This window comes from Coprobacillus sp. (genome assembly GCF_984815275.1).
Map to the genome: position 1 here is coordinate 22,981 of NZ_CFJNYH010000024.1, position 21,158 is coordinate 44,138.

Below are 21,158 nucleotides of genomic sequence, written 5' to 3' on the forward strand. Positions count from 1 at the left end.
AAATATAAAATAATAAGTATTACTTTATTTTTTAAATAGGTGTAGTTTCTAAGTAGGTTATAACGAAAATAATTTCTAAGATAATAAAATTGATAAATTCAAAAATATTCCTACATAGAAAAATAAAAATATATAAAATCTAACTTTGTTGTGATTTCGCTCTGTACATTTGAGGTGTCATGGCATACTTTTTCTTAAATATTCTATAAAAGTAGGAAATATTCTCATATCCAACTTCTTGAATAATATCTTGCATTGTGAGTGAAGTTGTTATTAATAAATTCTCAGCAACTTTTAATTTTTCGTTTTGTAATAATTCTGTAAATGTTTGACCTGTTTGTTTTTTTATGATTTTACATATTGTATAATTTGGCTGATGAATGAGTTGAGAGAGTTCGTGCAGACTCCCATATTGATAATTTGTTATGATATATTTCAAAATTGTACTGCTTAATATCTTTTCATAACTATCACCTGTATAACTTTCTATATTCTCAGGATGATTCATCAGTTCTGTTAATAGGATTCCAACCAACAGTTTAAGTTCAATATCATTATATAATTGAGATTCATACAAACTTATAATAATAGATTCAATATAAGATGTCACTTTTTGATTGTTTTGAACTTTAAAAACAAGAAATTCACCATCATTATCATATGAATAAAGAGCATCAAATATAAATTTTGAAACAACATTCTCATCTTCTATCATTGTAGATAAAAAACGTAAATATTCTGGTCTGATAATAAAGTTAAAAATAATATCATTTTCATCACAATAGTTTATTGAATGTTCAATGTTTTGATTCAATAAGAGAAGTTGTCCTTTTTCAATTGTTATATCCTGTTCATTGATATGATGCGTCATTCTCCCACTGTAAACATACATTAGTTCTATATAATTATGGCGATGACTTGGGTACTGGCAAAATCTTGTGTGTTTTCTTACTGAAAACATTTGATTTTCTTTTAAAAGATAATGATAATCAATGACATGAGATAATTCACTCGCAAAGATACTTTTATCTATTGTCTCTTTTCCTTGGAGTAAATTCATTTCTTCTTCTGTAAAACTAACCAATTGTTCTAAAATATGTATAGGTATCATCATGTCCCTCCAGTTTCTTATATCCATAATCACAAGCTATAATCTTTCCATAATATAAAATATATTTCATATCTAAATTTCTTTTCTTAGATTGAAAGGATAGCTGAGCTATCCTTTTGTATATATAATGATTTGATTGTCTTGATAAACTTTTTGATAAGGTTGTTTAAGTAGGATTTGATATTGTATATCGCTAGGAACTTTAATCTTCCAAATAATATCACCTTGATTTCTTTGCCATGATGAAGTTATTATTCCCTGATTTGTCTCTATTGTGCATTCAAAACGATTTATCTGTTTTGAAAAATATGGTGATAATTTAATTTTATTAAATCCAACAGCATCCTCACAAATTTGAATACCTGCTAACCCCTGGTAATACCATTGCTGATAACTTGCAAACATCGCATGATTTAAAGATAATTGTTGTCCTACAAATAATTCAGATAAAGTTCTATTGCCACTCTTTAACATAGCCAAATATCCTATATCACTTTCCTGTAATAACCATCTTTCAATAATTTCATTATAGCCATATAAATTTAAAACTTCATATGTCAAAGCCATACCAAAAATACCTGAATTGAAAATACCTTGATCTTGTTCTATCTTTTCAACAAACTTTTGGCACAATAACTGTGGTGATGTTAATTGTAATGCAACTGCAAATGCGAAACCTGTCTGTGTTCCTTCTCCAAAAGTCCCATCTTTATTTTGGAACTGATGAATCATATGTAATTTCAGTTCATCATATGTTTTCTGATACTGAGAAATATCCTCATTGATAATTTGAGCTATCAAGATGTTATATTTCAAGAAGAATAATATTGTACAATAGCCTAAAAATAATTTATCTGGTGTAGGCTTTCTAAATTGACCAGCAATTAACATGCTTCCATGATCTCCTAAACAACAATGAACCAACTTATCTAAATCATAGTTAAGAAGGTATTGCATTTGTTTATAAAGATATGGATACTCTTCTTCTAATACCTTTTTATCTCCATAATACTGATAATGCTTATATGTCAAATATGGATAAACGAATTGCCATAAGAGTGGTCCTTCACCTTCTCCTGTCCCATTGGATTGAATTCCCATATAAGGAGCTGTTTCTGGAATTCCCCCATTTTGGGTTTGTTCATAACGAAAATCTCTGATAATTTTCTTATAGAATTCTGCCAAATCAAATGTATAGAGATTTGAAGTCGCTAAAGCAACCATGTCTCCGCCATACCCTAATCTTTCTCGTGCACAATCTTCAAAAATACTATGAACATTATTGAGTTTGGTACGTATAGCTGTATCATAGAGTTCATTCAAAATAGCATTATCTGTTACTATTCTTCCTATTTGCTTTAAATTTGTATGAACATAAATTGCTGATAAATTTTTTATATCTCTTTTTTTAAGTCCTTGCAACAATACATATCGAAAAGAATGATAGGTGAAAGTATTTGTATAACTATTTCTTCCATCACATGCAATGATTTCATCTTTTTGAATGCCCATATCTGGTGCTCCTGGTCCACCAGGAATAGTTATCTCCTGAATCTGTTCACCAACACTTCCAGCTAAACAAGTATGATAATTCATTTGATTATTTTCAAATTTTTCGCTGTATTGAAGAATAACATGTGTATTATCTTGAGCATGAAATTCTATATCAATAAATCCTGAAATCATTTCACCAAAATCAACAACAAGTCCTTCCTCTGTTGATATATATTGTTTAGGTTCAACAGTTTGTTTTTTTCTAACTGGAGGTATTGTATTCAATTGCATTACTCTTTTTGTTTGATCAATGCAGACTGGTTTAATATAAGAATCAAGCTCATGTAAATCAACTCTTTCACCTAAATATAAATTATTAAATAAGAAGTGCCCCTCTTTCATCTGCCATGACTCATCACTTGATAAAATCACATTTTCATCTTGAATGAAATCACAAATAACTCTTGGTTCTCCTATCTCTTTTAAACGTTCTCTTAAATTATATTTACCAAATAACTTTAATGGTGAAGGATTATACATTCCATTCCCTAATTCTATACAAATTTCATTTTGACCTATTCGTAAAAATTGAGTCACATCATACACATCATAATAAACACATTTTTGAAACTGCGTCCAAACAAGATTCAATTCATCTTCTGTTATTCTTTGTCCATTGATATAGATAATTGAATATCCAAGTGTTGCAATATATAAATATGTTTGTTTTCTATCCCTTATACTGAACTGTTTCAATACAACTGTATTTCTTTGATCCTGATAATATAAAGAATCATCTTGACCATAGTCTCGATCAGGACCTTTGATCCAGCATCCTTTAAATTGATAATCTTCTTTCATAAATTTCACTCTTTCATAAAAACATCAAAGAAGTTTATTCAACTTCTTTGTGTGTTTCTCCAGTTTGATTTTTTAATTCTATTTCGGCTTCTTCTTTAACCAATTGATTATCAGCAACCTTCACAAATGGTAACCAGATCAACACAACAGCAATCAAACAAACAATTTGTAAAATTGAACCGGCAATACTTCCCGTTGTTAAATATCCACTAATTATGAGTGGTGTTGTCCATGGTACCTGAGCTAGTCCTGTACATACGGGCACTAAGTTTAATGCAAAAGCTATGTATGAAATCACGATAGATGCAACATTACTCAAAATAAATGGAATGAAATAAATGACATTCATCATTAATGGAATACCAAAGAGTGTTGGTTCACCAACGTTGAAAATATATGGCACACCAGCAATTTTCTTCATTTCTTTATAACGCTTACTCTTAGCAATCAAAACAATTGCAATGATAGATCCGATAATTCCAATACTAGCAAAACTATCCCAGAAACTTTGACAGATAATATTTGTAGGAACACCGCCAGCCATAGATACTGTTTTATTGGCATCTTGTAAAACTTGGAAGATTGGTGTCATCACACCATTGACAATAGAATCCCCATGAATCCCAAAGAACCATAAGACTTGTGAGAACATTTTGACAATAATAACACCTGGTAAAGAACCTCCAACTGCTTGCAAAGGCATACCTAAAACACTATTGAAAACAGCTAAAGCACTCCCACCACTCAAAGCATCAATAACTAATCTTAAAATCCAGAAAATTGTAATAACAACAAATGATGGAATAATAGATTCAAATGGTGCTGAAACTGCAGGTGGAACTGCTGCTGGCATCTTAATCTTAATACCTTTACTATCAATAAACTGATAAATCTTAGCAGTCACAATGGAAATAAGAATAGATAAAAAGATTGTTTGTGCTCCTAAATAAGTCACATCAATAAACTTGACACTTTCTTGACTACCAAATGGAACCAATAACATAAAAGCAACAACAGCTGTTAATGTCACTTGCATTCCATTAATCTTTAATTTATCAGCCAAAGATCTAGAAATAGATAACAAAACCAATAAACCACCAATACCTAGACTTGCATCATTGACTAATGCCAACTTACCTTGCCATACAGCTGTTTCTAATCCTGTTATATTGGTAATAAAATCTGTAAATGCTGGTATTGGGAAAAAAGCGATAATTAAGAAGATAGATGCAATAAATGCAAATGGCATATATGCCAACATTCCATCTTTAATTGCGTTAATATAAATGTTACCACTTAGTTTAACTGATACTTTACCAAGTCCGTTGGAGAGAGTATCAAAAAACGAGTTTTTCTTTTCCATAAAAAGTGTTTCCCCTTTCCTTATTTTCTTTTTTTACACTTTTAACTGTAACTGAATAGGCCTTTTCATAAATTACAATTCTATTATAAAGTTTGATATGTTCTTTCACAATGTCATATTCTGATTTTATAACTATCAAAATTCGACTTATTATAGTACAATAAAGAAAAGGGGTAAATATTATGAACTATCAAGTTTTAGAAGAAACACTCAAATCTAGCAAAGCATATAGTTATACATCTGATGAGGAACTCATCAATCATTTTAAAGACAAATTCACAATTGTTCCATTTCATCATGATATTATGTTTATTTTTCATCATGAGCGTGAATTTCAAAATCGTAATCATATTATTTCATTACATCAAAGGTCAAGTGGACGTGTTCCTATGCATATCTTCCACTATATTGTAATGACATATGTTTACTCAGGCACATTTGTCATTACTGTTGAAGATGAAACAGTTACACTTCATCAAGGTGATATTATTATTTTAGATAAACATGTTCCTCATAGTGTTGCTCCAACAACTGAAAATGACCTTGGAGTCAATATTATCCTTCATGAAAATTACTTTTCTCATCGTTTTATTAATAAATTGCCTAATGATCAACTGATAACTCAGTTTATGATTGAACTCATGAATCATCAACACACTCATAATCATTATTTGCTATTCTATACACATCAAGATCAACTCATTCATAATTGTATTCAAAATATTCTATGTGAATATTTTGATTCACAATTATCCTCTGATGATATTATTGATAATTACATCATGATTCTCATCACTCACCTTGCTAGAATTGGTCAATATAATACAAACCTTTCTGTCAACACTTTTAAAAATAAAGATTTATTAGATAAGATTATTTTATATATTCATCAGCATTATCAAGAAGGAAACCTCAAAAAAATGTGTCAGCATTTTGGCTATGATCCATCATATACTAGTAAACTGATTAAAAAATTTGCTGGTAAAACATTTAAACAAATGGTTAATGAAGAACGCATGAAAAAAGCTATGATCCTTCTTCAGAATAAGGAATTACCTGTTTACGAAATTGCTCAAGAAGTAGGCATTCATAACTTAACCTCATTTTATAAAAGATTTCATGAATACAGTGGTTATACTCCTCAAGAATACCGTAATCAATTATCATAATATAAAGTTTCCTGGTATAGCGTTTTCAAAACTTACCTTTTTTTCTTCACAAGACCTCTTGTTCTTGATATAATATTACTCGAGGTGATGAATCGTGGAAAAACGTGAACCAAAGGACTTAAGTATTTACGACAAACGTTTTGAAGAAGATCCTAGCTCTTTTAATGATTTTCAAGCTATGGATTATGTTAAGGAATTAAAAAATCAAGGACGCAATGATGAAGCTATTGAGGCAGGAAAAACTTTTTTACAAGTTGGTGAAGGATTAACTGGTTATATTAATCACTATGGTTATGCACTTTATAATAAATTCATTAATGTTGACGAAAATCAAATCAAAGAAAAAGAAGATTTATTCTTCTCTATCGTTGATGAAATTGCTTCTTTATGCAAGCAAGAAAAATATTCTCCATTAGAAGCAACAATTAACAAAGCAATGAAATATGTTATGAACAAACAACCAGTTGACTATAAAAAATTATCTGATCTTTTAGATAAACTTGATGTGAAAACATTAAGTATTGAACCTTTTATTAATAAAGCTGGAAAAGAATATGAATCTAAAAGAGAAAAATGGTATCGTATTAAGGTAAGATGCTTATATGAATTAGGTAATTATAGAGACTGTGTTGAAATTGCAAACATGGCTTATACACAACCAATCAAATGGCATTATAACAACTTAAATTGGGTTAAATATTATAGAGCATCTTCTTTAGTTCAATTAGAAAGATATGAAGAAGCTGAAAATGAATTTATTTCTTTAGGCAATAAAATCCCTAATGTTGATTCATTTGAAGTTTTATATCAACTCTACATGAATACTGGCAAAGAAAAAGAAGCTTATACAAATTTGATTTATAAATTCTTTACAGCTGGATATAGTCTAAAACAACTTTCTTTATATGAAAAAGTTTTCAATATTGTTAAAGATGGTAAAAATCCAGAAGTTGCTGCCTTAGCAAATGCTTTAATTTATAAAATGAAAGCCGAGCTTGGACAAGATGTCACAGATTGTACAATCGCTGATGAATATAAAGAATTAGATAGCAGTACTATTTATGATCGTTTCTATAATCAGTTGATGGAGCATTTAGATGCATATATTACTCGTTATGAAGGCAAAGTTGTTTATTACAACAAGGATAAAGAATTTGGAAGTATTTATCAAGAAGATGAAGATAACTTATTCTTTAGACAAGCTGACTATATTTATGATGAAATTGTTGAAAAAAGAGATGTTGTTGAATATAGCATTATGAAAACATATGATGTCAAAAAACAAGTGCCAACAACAAAAGCTATTTTATTAAAAACATTATATGAAGATATTAATTATTAAGCCATGAAAACATGGCTTTTTTCATTGTTCGATTTTTTTACAAAAGTGATTGTGTTATAATTCTTATAAGGTAGGTGATGTCATGAATTCAATTTTATTAATTGGAGCTATTGTTATTATAATATGTATGTTATGTAGTCAACTTTCAAATAAATTTGGTATTCCAGTCTTATTTTTCTTTATTTTATTGGGGATGATTTTTGGGAGTGATGGTTTGTTTAAAATTCCCTTTGAAGATTTCCACTTTGCTGAAAATTTATGCAGTGTTGCATTAATATTTATTATCTTTTATGGTGGTTTTACAACCAATTGGAAACAAGCGAAGAAAGTTGCTTCTGTTTCTATTATCTTATCCTCTTTGGGGGTTATATTAACTGCTATAACAACAGGATTATTCTGTTATTATGTATTACATTTTGAATGGTTAGAAAGTTTATTAATTGGTTCTGTTTTATCTTCAACAGATGCAGCAAGTGTATTTTCTATTTTACGTAGTAAACAGTTAAATCTCAAATATAAGAGTGCATCTTTACTAGAATTAGAAAGCGGGAGTAATGACCCTTGGGCTTATACTTTAACAGTTATTATTTTATCTTTAATGTCGCAAAATATAAGTATTCAAGATATTTTCTCAATTGCTTTTTCCCAAATAGTATTTGGATTGATTTTTGGTGCTGTTATTGCTTATATCTCAGTCAAGATATTTGATTCTTTTCAGTCTGAATTATCTGGAATGGCCACTCTTATTATGGTTGCTATTGCTATTCTCTCTTATGCTCTGCCATCTTATTTTAATGGTAATGGCTATATAAGTGCTTATATCGTTGGAATTGTATTAGGAAATATTGAAATTGAAGATAAGAAGGGACTTGTGCATTTTTTTGATGGTATTGTAGAACTCTTTCAAATGTTTCTTTTTTTCCTTTTAGGTCTCCTAGCTTTCCCTTCTCAAATTCCTTCACTGCTAGGTGATGCTCTTTGGATTGCCTTATTTATTACTTTTTTAGCAAGACCTGCTGCTGTTTGGCTAATTATGAAAATCTTTCATAGACCGTTTCAGCAGATTCTGCTTGTTAGCTTTGCTGGCTTAAGAGGAGCAACATCTATTGTTTTTGCAATTATGGTAACTGTCTCTTCAGCCTATACTAAAAATGATATTTTTCATATTGTATTTTGTATTGTTCTTTTGTCTATTGCAATTCAAGGAACACTTCTGCCCTATCTTGCAAAATATCTTTCTATGATTGATGAAAAAGATAATGTATTAAAAACTTTTACAGACTATAGCGAAGAAACAAATATTCAATTTATTAATTTGAAAATGACTGAAAATCATCCCTGGATCGATATGTCTATTAAAGATATTGTTTTACCACCACAAACCCGTATTGTTATGATTAAACGTCATAATATAAAAATGATTCCAAAAGGTGACAGATGCATAGAAAAAGATGATGAATTGATTTTAAGTGCATTTGAATCACAAACTGATGATCATATGACATTGACAGAAATGCTCATTGATGAAAGCAATGATTGGCTAAATTGTTATTTAAAAGATTTAGAACTACACCATGCTTTGATTATTTTAATCAAACGACAAGACCAAACATTGATTCCTACTGGCGATGTACAATTATTAGATCAAGATATTATTGTTATGGCCCATAGTAAAAAGTAACACCCACACCTCTTTGTGCATAATGTATAAAGAGGTGAAAATATGTTATCATTACTCGAAGAGATGCCTGTACTCATCTTTATTGGAGCTATTATCTTCAACTGGCTATCTACCTTTTTAGGCGCCAGCCTTGTCTATGTTACAAATAAAGAAAATAAACATCTTGTCTCTATCGCTCTAGGTAGTAGTGCTGGAATTATGATTGCAGCTTCTTTTTTTTCATTGATTCTTCCTGCCATGGATTTGCTAGAAGGCTTAAGTAAATGGTATTTATTAATTATTCCTGCCGGATTCTTCTGTGGGGTTCTTTTCTTGACACTATGTGATAAATTACTTCCTCATGAACATATGATGTCACATGAACGTGAAGGTGTCAAAGCTAAATTATCTCAAAATCAGTTATTAATGTTAGCAATGACATTGCATAATATTCCTGAAGGTTTAGCTGTTGGTGTGGCTTTTGCATGTGCACAGCATGATATTATACCAGCATTAATTCTATCAATTGGAATAGGAATACAAAACTTTCCAGAAGGAACTGCCATATCCTTACCTATGCACCAATATGGAAAAAGTAAATTTGTTGCTATGATGTATGGTCAATTTTCTGGAATTATTGAAATTCCTTCAGCAATACTTGGCTACATCTTTGCAACAACAATTAATAATATCTTACCCTTTGCACTTAGTTTTGCAGCAGGTGCCATGTTGTTTGTCTGTGTTGAAGATATGATACCAGAGGCGTCATGCAAGAATCAGATAGATATTGGAGCTATTTCCTGTATGTGTGGTTTTTTAGTGATGATGGTTTTGGATATTATGTTGTCATAAAAGAAGAGTTTGCACTCTTCTTTTATGATTTTTAGAAACATTTTTTTATAAATCTGTATTTTCCTAATTATAGAATTTATTTTTTAAATATTGAATCATATTTGTATTGACAAAGCCTGTATAGTCATTTATCATAGGACATATACATTTATAAAAACAAAAACATTGATGTGACAGAGTAAAAGTCTTTGCGACAATAGAGATATGGTGGTTGGTGCAAACCATACGATGAAAGATTTTGAATTCACCACGGAGTTATTACTTTGATAAGGAGTAGTCGGAATCATAACGTTACTATGAATGGTTTTTAACTAACTAAGGTTATTTCTGCGAAGGAATAATAAACTGAGGTGGTACCGCGATAACTCGCCCTCTATTGGTGAGTTTTTTTGTTTTTATAAAAGAAAATGGGGAGGAAATAACATGAAAAAATTAGCTGTATGTATGCTTGCTTTGGGATTATTATTAACTGGATGTGGTTCTAATGATGAACAAAATAGTCAAACAAAATCATTATCTGATGTAAAAATAGGAGCTCTTCAATTAGCACAACATCCTGCATTAGACAAAGCGTATGAAGGATTCAAAGAGACTTTAATTGAAGCTGGAATTAAAGAAAGTCAGATTGATTTTCAAAATGCTAGTGGTGATCCATCAAACTGTCAAACAATTGCAGAAAAGTTTGTCAATGATGGTGATGATTTAATTTATGCAATTGCTACTGATGCTCTTCAAGCCGCTGCCAATAAAACAAATACTATTCCTGTTATTGGGGCTGCTGTGACAAATTTTGAAGAGGCTGGAGTTGTAAAATCTAACGATAAACCACAAACAAATGTCACTGGTGCTAGTGATATGAATCCTGTTAAAGAACAAATGGATTTATTAAAGAAACTTGTCCCAAATGCAAAAAAGATTGCTATCTTCTATTGTAGTGATGAAGCCAATTCAATTTATCAAGGTCAAATTGCTGAAAAGGCGGCTAAAGAAATTGGATTAGAAACTGCTATTGTCACTGTTCCAAATGATTCTAGTGCTATCCAACAAGTGACTGAATCCATGATTGGTAAATACGATGCTATTTATATTCCTACAGATAACTTATTGGCTACCAATATGGCTACTGTCGCACAAATAACAAATGCAAATAAAATTCCATGTATTGTTGGTGAAGAAAATATGTGCTTAAATGGCGGACTTGCAACATTAAGTTTGGATTATTATACAGTTGGACAAAATGCTGCTAAACAGGCTCTTGCCATTTTAAAAGGTGAAGCTAAACCTGAAGACACTGCTGTTTCATTCATTGATGCAAAAGACTGTAAATATTTTATTAATGAAAAGGTTGCTAAGCAATTAGGTATTGAGATACCATCTGATTTAGATGCAACTCTTATTGGAAAATAGGTGTATATAATGAGTATATTATTATCGTTACAAGGTGCTATTGGTCAAGGAATTCTTTGGGGTATTATGGCACTGGGAATTTATTTGACATTTCGTGTCTTAGATATTGCTGATTTATCAGTTGATGGCAGCTTTGCAACTGGTGGGGCTGTTTGTGCAATTTCTATCATTAATGGTATTCATCCACTGATTGCAATTATATTAGCAACTTTATCTGGCTTTGCTGCTGGATTTATCACAGGATTTTTGCATACCAAATGTAAAATGCCTGCTATTCTTGCTGGAATTTTAACTCAACTTGCCTTGTATTCAATTAATTTAAGAATTATGGGTAAAAGTAATATCCCATTAATGCAGTCATCTACTTTATTTAAAGATTTTGCTCAATTGATAAATATGACTCCAAATTGGATTACCATCATTATTGGTCTTATTTGTAGTGGATTGGTGGTTTTAGGAATCTACTGGTTCTTAGGGACTGAATTTGGTTCTTGTTTAAGAGCAACTGGTAATAATGAAAATATGGTGAGAGCAAGTGGGGTTAATACAGATACGACAAAATTGTTTGGACTAATGTTAAGTAATGGATTGGTTGCGATGAGTGGCGCACTTGTCACTCAACAGCAAAGCGTTGCTGATGTCAAAATGGGGACTGGTGCTATTGTCATTGGTCTTGCATCTATTGTCATAGGTGAAGTTGTATTTGGAAAAAAAGCAGGATTTAAGTTACGTTTAGTTTCTATTGTCGTAGGTTCAATTATATATCGTATTATTGTCGCAATTGTATTGCAAATGGGATTGAATACTGATGACCTAAAACTATTAACTGCTTTAATTGTTGCTATTGCTTTAACAGTCCCAGTTATACTTGATAGAAGAAAACGTGTATCAATGTACAAAAAACTAACTGGAAAGGAGCTCAACAACAATGCTTAAATTAGAAAAAGTCACAAAATCATTCAATGTTGGGACTCCAAATGAAAAATGTGTCCTCAAAAAAATAGATTTAATTCTTGAAGAAGGCGACTTTGTTACTGTTATTGGTGGAAATGGAGCAGGTAAAAGCACTATGCTCAATATGATTGCAGGTGTTTATCCTATTGATTGTGGTATTATCACATTAGATGGTAAAGATATTTCACTCGATGCAGAGTTTGAGCGTGCGAAATCAATTGGTCGTGTATTTCAGGATCCTATGATGGGAACTGCTGCAGATATGCAAATTATTGAAAACTTAGCAATGGCTGCTCGTCGAGGACAGAGGCGAACTTTAAGATGGGGTGTTACAAAAAGCAAGAAAGAAAAATACTTTGAGGCAGTAAAATCTCTTGGATTGGGACTTGAAGAACGTCTCACAAGTAAAGTTGGCTTATTATCAGGTGGACAAAGACAAGCATTGACACTTCTTATGGCGACTCTTAACCAACCTAAACTTCTCTTGTTAGATGAACATACTGCTGCCTTAGATCCAGCCACAAGTGCAAAAGTATTAGCGATTACAAATAAAATTGTGACAGAGCAAAACTTAACAACTTTAATGGTCACACATAATATGAAAGATGCAATTGATATTGGGAATCGATTAATTATGATGTATGATGGTCATATTATTTATGATGTAAAAGGTGAAGAAAAGAAAAACTTAGAAGTTGCTGATTTATTAAAGAAGTTTGAAGAAGCAATTGGTGAAGAGTTTGTTAATGACAGAATGCTATTAGGTTAGAAAAGTTACACGGAAGATTTATATGTCTTCTTTGTAACTTTTTTATCTCATTTAAAAATGGACTATTTTTTAATATAAAATAGTCCATTATTTTCCATAACACAATAAAATATATCTTTATAGTTTTTGATACCAACAGCATGAAGTGAATCTAATAACCATGTTTCATCTTTACCCATTGTTTCTAAAATTTCATAATTAATTTCACCATCACTGATTAAAACATCAGGCATCATAACTTGACTTTGTTGTTTTGTAATAACTGATAAGTTCCCATCTGTTTCTAAAACAGCAAATTCCACTTCAGATAAAGACCCTACCCCTTCTTGTCTTAAATGATGACAAAGATCATCAATAGAATAGTTCAATGCTTTCATCTTATATTGATTTAATTGTCCCTGATAAACAATATAAGTTGGATGCCCTTCTAATATTTTTTTGACAGGTTTATACCTTAATGCAAAATAAGAACATAACTTATCAATAATAACAATAACTGCTGAAGCCAAAGCTCCTTCTAAAAATCCAATATTATCATCACCAATAGATATTGTCATTAACTCACTAATTAATAGGAAAACAATTAAGTCAGATACACTTAATTTACTCATTTCTTTCTTTCCTAAAAATCTTAATAATAATATCAAATAAAAATAAGTTCCAAAACACTCAATAAATATTTCTACATATTTCATAAAATAGCCTTCCCTTCATATAATATACAAGGAGGAAACCATGAAAAAAACAATACGTATCTATATCAATACTTTATTATTATTTCTTATTCCCTTTACACTTATCTCTCTTATTCTAGCCATTTTATCTTATTTCATGCAAATAAATGCAACTGTTCTTGAAATCATTATCCAAGTTCTTTCTTATGCATTCTTAATACTCTCTGCCCTATACTTTACATCACAAATCAATCAAAAGAGAATTTCTCATTGTTTATGCTTAAGTTTGCTTTATTTTTTAGTAAGTTTATTAATTCATTTAGGGAACTTAAATTATATTCATTTGTTAATGAAATCAATTTTATTTATGGTGATTGGACTTTATAAGGAATTAAGAGATCGTCGTTTGAATGCATAAAAAAAAACAAGTTGTTAACCAACTTGTTCATAAAACATAAAAACGATTACACTGAGTAATAACAAAGTGGGTATGATGGCTGCCATGTAGGAAAGTGAATTTGTAAGAATAGTTCCTAAACAGGCTCCAATGATAAAAAAGAAAATAACAATAAAGTACTGAAGACTCTTCAACAGAGTCTTTTTATTATGTGTTTGAAAATACTGATAAAGATGTTCTGTAGCACTTCTTAAATTTCCTGTACACATTGTTGAAGCATAAGGGTTTCCATTAAACTTCCTAAAGCTCTCCACTTGTAACGAACAAATAAATGATATCATAATATTGCAAAACATATTAAAATCTTTTGGTAGAAATGCAACTATTAATATCACAATGGCTTCTATCATTAAAACTATCTGACGCCAATGAATTTTAGGATGTTCAAAAAAGTGATGCTTAATCATTTCAGCGATAACTATCCCAATAAAAAATGCCAAGATTGGCAAAGCGTAATATAAAGCTTGTATAATGTGTCCTTCCATCATTTTAATTCCAAATAAAACCATATTTCCAGTCTGTGCATTCGCAAAAACTTGTCCTCTGCATAAATAAGTATAGGCATCTAAAAAACCACCAACAATTGCTAATAATAAGCCAACACGAATAGTATCTGACATTTGTTTTTTCATTTTATAACCCCCAAAAAGAAAAGATGATGTTGCCATCACCTTCATTAAGAAATATATTCAATCTTTAAAATTTTAACTTCATAAGGTTCAGCAACCCCAACAGAAACAATTTCATTGACTCCATGTTCCAGGATAGCTTTAGCAAGTGGTGATTCATTTGAAATTTTCCCATTAAGAGGATCTGTTTCAAATGTACCAACAATTGTAAATGATTCTGGTTCTGCACCTTCTTCAGATAAATCTAAGATTGTTACGGTTGCTCCAGGTTTTGCAACAGCACTATCCATTTGTGATTCATCAATAATTTGTACATGTAGTAACATTTGATCAATTTCTTTAATTCTTGATTCAATATGTGCTTGCTTATCTCTTGCAGAATCATAATCAGCATTTTCAGACAAGTCACCTTGTGAACGTGCTAATTGTAATTCTTCAATCACCTTAGGTCTTTCAATATTAATTAATTGTTCTCTTTCTTTTTTTAACTTTTCAACCCCACTTTGGGTTAATAATACTGCATCATGATCCATAATTATCCACCTCGCGAACTATACTATATCATAAAAATATCAAAAATACTAGCATTAATCAACGATACTTTTGATTTTTGTTATCAATAAATCGACAGCAACAATATTACCTCCACCCTCTGGAACAATAATATGTGCATACTTTTTAGATGGTTCTATAAACTGCTCATGCATAGGTCTTACTGTTTCTAAATACTGTTTACAAACAGAATCAAGACTTCTTCCACGCTCTTCTATATCTCTTCTTAAACGTCTAATAAAACGAATATCACTATCAGTATCTACATATACCAAGATATCACACATATCACGAACAGCCTGTTCAGCTAGAACAAAAATACCCTCAAGAATGATAACATCTCTTCCTTCAATTGTTTCTGTTATATGACTTCTTGTATGTAATGTATAATCATATGTTGGCTTAAGAATCGTTTCTTTATTCTTCAGTTTCTTTAAATGTTCTACTAATAAATCAGTATCAAAAGCAAATGGATGATCATAGTTGGTTTTTGTTCTTTCTTCAAAAGCCATATGTGATTGATCTTTGTAATAATCATCCTGCTTCATAATTTTAACTTTATGATGTCCTTGAAAACAATCATATAGTTGATGAGCAATTGATGTTTTTCCAGAAGCACTTCCTCCTGCAATACCTATGATAACAGCCTGTTCTCTCATTTTGAAACCTTCCTTCCCATATCATTCACTTCTAATGGTAAATCAACATCAATATATAATATTTCCATAGGATGATTTGCCACTTCAATCATCTCTTTATCTTTATTATAAAGCTTTTTAACTGTAAAGAAAAGATTTGGATGATTTGGTGAGAAAATTTCTATATTATCTCCAACTTTAAAATAATTCCTCTGTTCTATCTTAGCTTGCTTATTTTTCTTATCATAATCCAGAATACGCATAACAAATTCTTGAGTTGGGTGTTCATCACGCAAATTAAAAAGTTGTTCTTCATTGCTTGGGTGATCATAAAAGAAGCCATGACATAAAGCTCGATTCGCAGCTTTCATTAATTCCTGATGATAACTTTCATCTTGAATAAAATCATCTGGATTTTCACAATAAGCATCAATAAGTTTACGATATGTTGAAACAACTGTTGCTATATAATGTAGAGATTTCATACGACCTTCTATTTTAAATGAATTGACACCTAATTCAATTAACTCCCCAATATGATCAATTAATGACATATCTTTACTGGACATACTAAATGGCATATCGCCTTCTTGATTCATCAAAACTCCATTTTGATATAAATCATAATACCAACGACATGACTGTGAACAACCACCACGATTTGCATCACGTCGACTGAGATAATTCGATAACATACATCTTCCTGAATAATGAATACACATGGCTCCATGAATAAAGTACTCAACATCAACAGGAGCATACTCCATAATCGTTCTTAAATCATCATATGTGACTTCACGTCCTAGTACAACACGATCCATTCCCATACTTTTATAAAATTCAATCGCTTTTAAATTCAACGTTGATAACTGCGTTGAAACATGAACCTCTAAGTTTAAATGCATATCTTTAGCTATTTTCATAATATATGGATCAGCAACAATAATAGCAGTTACACCAATATCATCCAATGCCTGTAAGTAATTCTGAATGCCTTCTAAATTATCCTGATGTAATATGATATTGCATGTGACATGAATGTGTGCCCCATATTGAGAAGCAAATTCAACTGCTTCTTTTATATCTTCCAATGTAAAATTAGAAGCTTGAGAACGCAAAGAAAATTCTTTACCACCAACAAAAACAGCATCTGCTCCATAGATAATAGCAATCTTTAGTTTCTCTAAATTCCCAGCAGGAGCAAGCAACTCTGGCTTCTTTATAATTTTTCTCTTTCCATTAATGATTTGACTCACGTTTCTCATTATCTATCTTCCTCATATCTTCTAATTTATAAACTGTTTGATCAAATAAAAATCCTCTATCTAATGGTGTCTTTAATTGATATAAAAGTTTCATATATTCTTTTATATTTTTATCATATGTTCCATTTTGGAAACTCTTTAAAGCATCACTATATAATGAAGCCATTTCCACTGCTTCTTCCTCACCCATCATCAGTGTTTCAATATACAAATAATCAAAATTATGAATTTGATTGAATAAATCAAGAGTATATAATCTCGTCTCAGAAAAAATATGTGTTCCCCTGGAATCTTCAAAAATTTTAAAAACATAATCCGAATTTTTAGCCAGCAAGGTAAAATCATTATGGTTATTGATATCTAGATTCAAACCAGATGCTTCCTTATAATTAGATAACAATGCCCTTTTACTTGCTGCTATATATTCAACACCATGTCCCTGTAACATCACAGGCATATGAACTTCCTGAGCAATAAGACATTGTTCATCTAAAGGAATAACACGAGATAAAAATGCACTTGTTACACCTTGTTCCTGTAACACATTGAGTGTCATCGCATTTGTATTTAATGTTTCAGGTGCATACATCATATCAAATGTATAGCCTCTTTCTTTCACAATCTGTAAAATACCAAAATCCTGAAATACAATCCCCTGAATAGGTAACTGACTAAGTTGCTCTATATAACCTTCAACTTCAGACATCATATATTGATCATATAAAGCATTCATTGAAACATAGAATATTTGTTCAGGATAATTTCCTATTATTTTTGTCATATCATCTAGTGAAAAAACATAGGGGCAATGAAATGAGTATTGACCACCTAATATAAAAGTGTCAATCCCCATACTTATATAATCATATAATCTTTCTTGATTATTTAATGATAAAACTATCTTCATGTTTAATCCTTTCTTCTAATCACACAGATACCATCGCCTATTGGGTAATAGTCAACATCATAATCATTATGATTAAAAATCCAATCTTTAAATCTTTTTATTTTCTTGACCAATTGTTTTGTATTTCTATTCTTAATGTGGTCAATATCAAAAATCATACCATGAAAATCTAAATTATCAACAATTATGATTCCATTTTTTTTCACAAAAGAAACATATTTTTCAAAAAACTTCTGATACTGTGCTTTGGCAGCATCAATAAAGAGACAATCATAAGGCCCATAATGTAATTTCGTTGTATCAAAAGTTAAGGCATCATCATGATATATTGAAATCTGAGAATCTAAATGATATTTATGAATATTATGAACTGCCTCTTGATATCTTTCTTCATTTAATTCTATTGTATCAATTTTTAAATCATCAACATGAGTCACCATCATCATAGATGAATAACCTATTGCTGAACCAATCTCTAAACAAGAAGTTGCTTTGATTTCATTTAACTGAGAAATTAAAAAGAGTATTCCCTCTTTTTGCATAATGGGAATATTTCTTTTTAAAGCATCTTGCTCTATTTGATCAAAATCTTTTAATCTAACCATAATCCTGCGTCCTTTGCTTTTTTCACTTGCTGTGTATGTTCTTCATATGTTTTAGTATAAACAACAACAGTCTTTGATTTATCTTGAGCATCTTTAATTGCAAAGAAATAAAAATAGTCATGTTTTTTATACTGAAGACATGCTTCCATAGTTGTTGCAGGAACACTACTAATAGGTCCAACAGGTAAACCTGTATATTTGTATGTGTTATATTGAGAATTTATTTCTAGATGTGAATAAGAAACATCTACACCTGTTCTTTGCCAAGCATAGTTAACAGTAATATCACTTTGTAAAAGCATTCCCTTTTTCAAACGATTCATAAAGACACCAGCAATCATAGGACGATCTGTTTCACCTTGCCCAGATTCTCTTTCAACAATAGAAGCAAATGTTAAGAATTGATGAGGTGTCCAATTCATTTCTTTCATTTTATCTTTATATGGTGTTAATTTCTTATCCATCATATCTAATGCTAATTTTGTAATACCTTCTAAAGTAGGATTTTCATCTGTTACATAATATGTATCAGGATACAGATAGCCTTCTAAGGGATACAGAATATTCCTATTAAGAATACTATTATCTATAAACCAATAATCCTTAATCAATGATTTTAAATATTCCTGATTTGACCACGCTTTAATAATATCATCATCTGACATATCTAATATTTCAGAAAATGCTTTTGCAACTTCTGGAATGGTATTTCCTTCTTTAATTGTTAATTTTGATTTTAAGATATATTTAAAGTCTGGATTTTGAATAATATCAAAAATCTCTGATAATGACATATTTTTATGGAATATATATGTATTTGCTTGAAGTTTATCAAAATGATTAAACTTTAAAAACAATTTTCCACATAATTTATTATTTACTAATCCAGCCTTATCAAGCGTATCTAACATTTGTGATGCACTTGAACCAGATTCAATTTTAACAATGACTTCTTCATCTTTAGTAGAGACTGCAGAAATACCATGATTATAAAAGAGGATAGAACCAATTAATGCTATTCCTACAACAACTCCTATAATAATTAAAATGATTTTTTTATTTTTCATAAATCGTCCTCCATCTCTATTATTATAAGTGATTTTACAAGAATTATCAATAAAACATACTCTTTTACATTTCTCACTATGATGATATATATTGTTTAAGCATGAACACTCATTGTAAAACAAATGTCTTAATAACATTATATGAAAGTCTGTTGATATGATATCTTTAGCAATTGTTTAATGAATTCAATGATAAAAAAGTTAAAAGTCATCTATAACTCAATTAAGAATCGTTTTTTTGCATAATCAATAGGCAATATAATATAAAAGAGTTCAAACTGAACTCTTTTATAATCCTCTACCTTCTATTAAACAAACAGGTTCACCAACCATGTAACTAAAATGTGTCTCATAAAGAACACCCTTTGATTCATTTCGTTTTAATTCAAATGATTCTAATGTCCCACCTAATTGTGAAGCAACAACAAGCCAACGATCATTAACTAAAATCATTGCACGAGGTTTTTCATCAGTATCTAAGTATTCAATATATGTTAATTTCCCTGTTGCAGAATCAACTTCAAATGCCGCTACTGAATCATGTCCACGGTTTGACACAAATAAATAGTCACCTTTTTCACTAATAACAATATCACCAGCCAAGCTTTCTTTCGTATATTCATCTTTTGGATAAGTATCAATTTCTTGTATAAAAGTAAATTGGCAATCTTGATAACTATAAACACAAACTGTATTTGATAATTCATTTAAGACATATGCATATTTACCATCAGGAGTAAAAATCATTTTCTTAGGACCACTTCCTGGAGCCAATTGAAATGAATTTTCTTCATCTCTTTCTAATCTTCCTTTTTCACCAACTTTATATAATACAACTTCATCAGTTCCTAAATCACAAACAAACATTCTTTTCTGATCAGGTGTTTGCTCAATAAAATGCGGATGAGCTTCACTTTGACGTTTAGAATCAAGTCCATGTCCTTCATGTTTTATAGTTTGTGTTACTTTTACAATCTTTTGTTTCAAAATTGCAATTGTTACAACTTCACCATTATAATAATCTACAGCATAAGCAAAATCACGATTTTCATTGACAAAACAGCTCATATACGTTTTTCCCTGACAAGTTGCTTTACCAGCTAAACCAAACTGTAAATCCATTGTTGCATATTGCCATAATCCACCATCAGTCTTTTTTCCTGTATGATTCTTATAACATACATAAATAAAGCGCTCACGCTTAAATAATGCTGTTGGATTTGCTAATGACTTATAAAACTTTTTCTTGAGAATTTCTCCATTATCAATATCCAAGTGAAAAACATACATCCCTCTTGTCATGTTATTCCCATAACTTCCTACGAAGATAGGCTTCACATTACGTTTCTTAAAAAACAGTCCCATTTGTTAATCCTCCTTAA

At 30.5% G+C, this 21,158-nt stretch carries 20 protein-coding genes and 1 other annotated feature; of the genes, 8 read left to right on the forward strand and 12 right to left on the reverse strand.

Going from position 1 to position 21,158, the window contains the following annotated elements; translation table 11 throughout:
• Positions 1–139: 139 nt before the first annotated feature.
• The 3 genes from AC5M21_RS09725 to AC5M21_RS09735 all read right to left on the reverse strand — a co-directional run bounded on the left by AC5M21_RS09725 (position 140) and on the right by AC5M21_RS09735 (position 4,829).
• Positions 140–1,111 carry an AraC family transcriptional regulator gene (locus AC5M21_RS09725; protein WP_117598701.1) on the reverse strand — a complete coding sequence of 324 codons (972 nt, stop codon included), beginning with the start codon at positions 1,109–1,111 and terminating at the stop codon, positions 140–142.
• A 108-nt stretch (positions 1,112–1,219) separates the two neighbouring features.
• Positions 1,220–3,466: a family 78 glycoside hydrolase catalytic domain gene (locus AC5M21_RS09730; RefSeq protein ID WP_117598702.1), complete on the reverse strand. Its 2,247-nt coding sequence runs from the start codon at positions 3,464–3,466 to the stop codon at positions 1,220–1,222.
• A 34-nt stretch (positions 3,467–3,500) separates the two neighbouring features.
• Positions 3,501–4,829, reverse strand: coding sequence for a PTS sugar transporter subunit IIC (locus AC5M21_RS09735; protein WP_117598703.1), 1,329 nt, complete (start codon positions 4,827–4,829; stop codon positions 3,501–3,503).
• Positions 4,830–5,011: 182 nt separating this feature from the next.
• Between AC5M21_RS09735 and AC5M21_RS09740 the strand changes: the two genes are divergently transcribed.
• The 7 genes from AC5M21_RS09740 to AC5M21_RS09770 all read left to right on the forward strand — a co-directional run bounded on the left by AC5M21_RS09740 (position 5,012) and on the right by AC5M21_RS09770 (position 12,982).
• Positions 5,012–5,998 carry an AraC family transcriptional regulator gene (locus tag AC5M21_RS09740; protein WP_054688433.1) on the forward strand — a complete coding sequence of 329 codons (987 nt, stop codon included), beginning with the start codon at positions 5,012–5,014 and terminating at the stop codon, positions 5,996–5,998.
• Between the two features lie 94 nt (positions 5,999–6,092).
• Positions 6,093–7,340, forward strand: coding sequence for a hypothetical protein (locus AC5M21_RS09745; protein ID WP_054325241.1), 1,248 nt, complete (start codon positions 6,093–6,095; stop codon positions 7,338–7,340).
• An 82-nt stretch (positions 7,341–7,422) separates the two neighbouring features.
• A complete protein-coding gene (locus tag AC5M21_RS09750) occupies positions 7,423–9,021 on the forward strand; it encodes a potassium/proton antiporter (RefSeq protein ID WP_117598704.1) in 1,599 nt (532 codons plus the stop codon).
• 42 nt (positions 9,022–9,063) lie between these two features.
• Positions 9,064–9,852 (forward strand): ZIP family metal transporter, encoded by a 789-nt coding sequence (locus tag AC5M21_RS09755; RefSeq protein WP_117598705.1) that lies wholly within the window; start codon positions 9,064–9,066, stop codon positions 9,850–9,852.
• A gap of 156 nt (positions 9,853–10,008) precedes the next feature.
• Positions 10,009–10,229 (forward strand) — a binding site (T-box leader).
• Positions 10,230–10,275: 46 nt separating this feature from the next.
• Positions 10,276–11,259, forward strand: a complete 984-nt coding sequence (locus tag AC5M21_RS09760; RefSeq protein ID WP_054325242.1) for an ABC transporter substrate-binding protein — start codon at positions 10,276–10,278, stop codon at positions 11,257–11,259.
• 9 nt (positions 11,260–11,268) lie between these two features.
• Positions 11,269–12,195 (forward strand): ABC transporter permease, encoded by a 927-nt coding sequence (locus AC5M21_RS09765; RefSeq protein WP_117598706.1) that lies wholly within the window; start codon positions 11,269–11,271, stop codon positions 12,193–12,195.
• Positions 12,188–12,982: an ABC transporter ATP-binding protein gene (locus AC5M21_RS09770; protein WP_302280543.1), complete on the forward strand. Its 795-nt coding sequence runs from the start codon at positions 12,188–12,190 to the stop codon at positions 12,980–12,982. The genes AC5M21_RS09765 and AC5M21_RS09770 overlap by 8 nt, the downstream gene beginning before the upstream one ends.
• Before the next feature lie 62 nt (positions 12,983–13,044).
• On the opposite strand, the gene AC5M21_RS09775 is transcribed toward AC5M21_RS09770, so the two are convergent.
• Positions 13,045–13,677, reverse strand: a complete 633-nt coding sequence (locus tag AC5M21_RS09775) for a DUF421 domain-containing protein (protein ID WP_008787898.1) — start codon at positions 13,675–13,677, stop codon at positions 13,045–13,047.
• Between the two features lie 40 nt (positions 13,678–13,717).
• On the opposite strand from AC5M21_RS09775, the gene AC5M21_RS09780 reads away from it, so the two are divergent.
• Positions 13,718–14,074 carry a DUF3792 family protein gene (locus AC5M21_RS09780; protein WP_054688438.1) on the forward strand — a complete coding sequence of 119 codons (357 nt, stop codon included), beginning with the start codon at positions 13,718–13,720 and terminating at the stop codon, positions 14,072–14,074.
• A gap of 14 nt (positions 14,075–14,088) precedes the next feature.
• Here AC5M21_RS09780 and AC5M21_RS09785 read toward each other — a convergent pair whose 3' ends face one another.
• The 8 genes from AC5M21_RS09785 to AC5M21_RS09820 form a co-directional block, all read right to left on the reverse strand.
• Entirely contained in the window at positions 14,089–14,745 is a 657-nt protein-coding gene (locus AC5M21_RS09785) for a YoaK family protein (RefSeq protein ID WP_117598707.1), read from the reverse strand.
• 44 nt (positions 14,746–14,789) lie between these two features.
• Entirely contained in the window at positions 14,790–15,275 is a 486-nt protein-coding gene (gene greA, locus AC5M21_RS09790) for a transcription elongation factor GreA (RefSeq protein WP_008787895.1), read from the reverse strand.
• 54 nt (positions 15,276–15,329) lie between these two features.
• Entirely contained in the window at positions 15,330–15,953 is a 624-nt protein-coding gene (udk, locus tag AC5M21_RS09795; RefSeq protein WP_278666094.1) for a uridine kinase, read from the reverse strand.
• Positions 15,950–17,197 carry a peptidase U32 family protein gene (locus AC5M21_RS09800; protein ID WP_117598708.1) on the reverse strand — a complete coding sequence of 416 codons (1,248 nt, stop codon included), beginning with the start codon at positions 17,195–17,197 and terminating at the stop codon, positions 15,950–15,952. Before AC5M21_RS09800 ends, udk begins: the two co-directional genes overlap by 4 nt.
• Positions 17,172–18,104 carry a peptidase U32 family protein gene (locus AC5M21_RS09805; protein ID WP_117598709.1) on the reverse strand — a complete coding sequence of 311 codons (933 nt, stop codon included), beginning with the start codon at positions 18,102–18,104 and terminating at the stop codon, positions 17,172–17,174. Before AC5M21_RS09805 ends, AC5M21_RS09800 begins: the two co-directional genes overlap by 26 nt.
• A gap of 2 nt (positions 18,105–18,106) precedes the next feature.
• A complete protein-coding gene (locus tag AC5M21_RS09810) occupies positions 18,107–18,709 on the reverse strand; it encodes an O-methyltransferase (RefSeq protein WP_054688441.1) in 603 nt (200 codons plus the stop codon).
• Positions 18,697–19,776, reverse strand: coding sequence for an endolytic transglycosylase MltG (mltG, locus tag AC5M21_RS09815; RefSeq protein WP_054688444.1), 1,080 nt, complete (start codon positions 19,774–19,776; stop codon positions 18,697–18,699). Before mltG ends, AC5M21_RS09810 begins: the two co-directional genes overlap by 13 nt.
• A gap of 288 nt (positions 19,777–20,064) precedes the next feature.
• Entirely contained in the window at positions 20,065–21,141 is a 1,077-nt protein-coding gene (locus tag AC5M21_RS09820; RefSeq protein ID WP_054688446.1) for a lactonase family protein, read from the reverse strand.
• Positions 21,142–21,158 lie beyond the last annotated feature (17 nt).

Excerpts from the sequence above, each read along its gene's own strand:
- AC5M21_RS09725 (WP_117598701.1), bottom strand. The coding sequence starts at position 1,111 with ATGATACCTATACATATTTTAGAACAATTGGTTAGTTTTACAGAAGAA.
- AC5M21_RS09730 (WP_117598702.1), bottom strand. The coding sequence starts at position 3,466 with ATGAAAGAAGATTATCAATTTAAAGGATGCTGGATCAAAGGTCCTGAT.
- AC5M21_RS09735 (WP_117598703.1), bottom strand. The coding sequence starts at position 4,829 with ATGGAAAAGAAAAACTCGTTTTTTGATACTCTCTCCAACGGACTTGGT.
- AC5M21_RS09740 (WP_054688433.1), top strand. The coding sequence starts at position 5,012 with ATGAACTATCAAGTTTTAGAAGAAACACTCAAATCTAGCAAAGCATAT.
- AC5M21_RS09750 (WP_117598704.1), top strand. The coding sequence starts at position 7,423 with ATGAATTCAATTTTATTAATTGGAGCTATTGTTATTATAATATGTATG.
- AC5M21_RS09755 (WP_117598705.1), top strand. The coding sequence starts at position 9,064 with ATGTTATCATTACTCGAAGAGATGCCTGTACTCATCTTTATTGGAGCT.
- AC5M21_RS09760 (WP_054325242.1), top strand. The coding sequence starts at position 10,276 with ATGAAAAAATTAGCTGTATGTATGCTTGCTTTGGGATTATTATTAACT.
- AC5M21_RS09765 (WP_117598706.1), top strand. The coding sequence starts at position 11,269 with ATGAGTATATTATTATCGTTACAAGGTGCTATTGGTCAAGGAATTCTT.
- AC5M21_RS09770 (WP_302280543.1), top strand. The coding sequence starts at position 12,188 with ATGCTTAAATTAGAAAAAGTCACAAAATCATTCAATGTTGGGACTCCA.
- AC5M21_RS09775 (WP_008787898.1), bottom strand. The coding sequence starts at position 13,677 with ATGAAATATGTAGAAATATTTATTGAGTGTTTTGGAACTTATTTTTAT.
- AC5M21_RS09780 (WP_054688438.1), top strand. The coding sequence starts at position 13,718 with ATGAAAAAAACAATACGTATCTATATCAATACTTTATTATTATTTCTT.
- AC5M21_RS09785 (WP_117598707.1), bottom strand. The coding sequence starts at position 14,745 with ATGAAAAAACAAATGTCAGATACTATTCGTGTTGGCTTATTATTAGCA.
- greA (WP_008787895.1), bottom strand. The coding sequence starts at position 15,275 with ATGGATCATGATGCAGTATTATTAACCCAAAGTGGGGTTGAAAAGTTA.
- udk (WP_278666094.1), bottom strand. The coding sequence starts at position 15,953 with ATGAGAGAACAGGCTGTTATCATAGGTATTGCAGGAGGAAGTGCTTCT.
- AC5M21_RS09800 (WP_117598708.1), bottom strand. The coding sequence starts at position 17,197 with ATGAGAAACGTGAGTCAAATCATTAATGGAAAGAGAAAAATTATAAAG.
- AC5M21_RS09805 (WP_117598709.1), bottom strand. The coding sequence starts at position 18,104 with ATGAAGATAGTTTTATCATTAAATAATCAAGAAAGATTATATGATTAT.
- AC5M21_RS09810 (WP_054688441.1), bottom strand. The coding sequence starts at position 18,709 with ATGGTTAGATTAAAAGATTTTGATCAAATAGAGCAAGATGCTTTAAAA.
- mltG (WP_054688444.1), bottom strand. The coding sequence starts at position 19,776 with ATGAAAAATAAAAAAATCATTTTAATTATTATAGGAGTTGTTGTAGGA.
- AC5M21_RS09820 (WP_054688446.1), bottom strand. The coding sequence starts at position 21,141 with ATGGGACTGTTTTTTAAGAAACGTAATGTGAAGCCTATCTTCGTAGGA.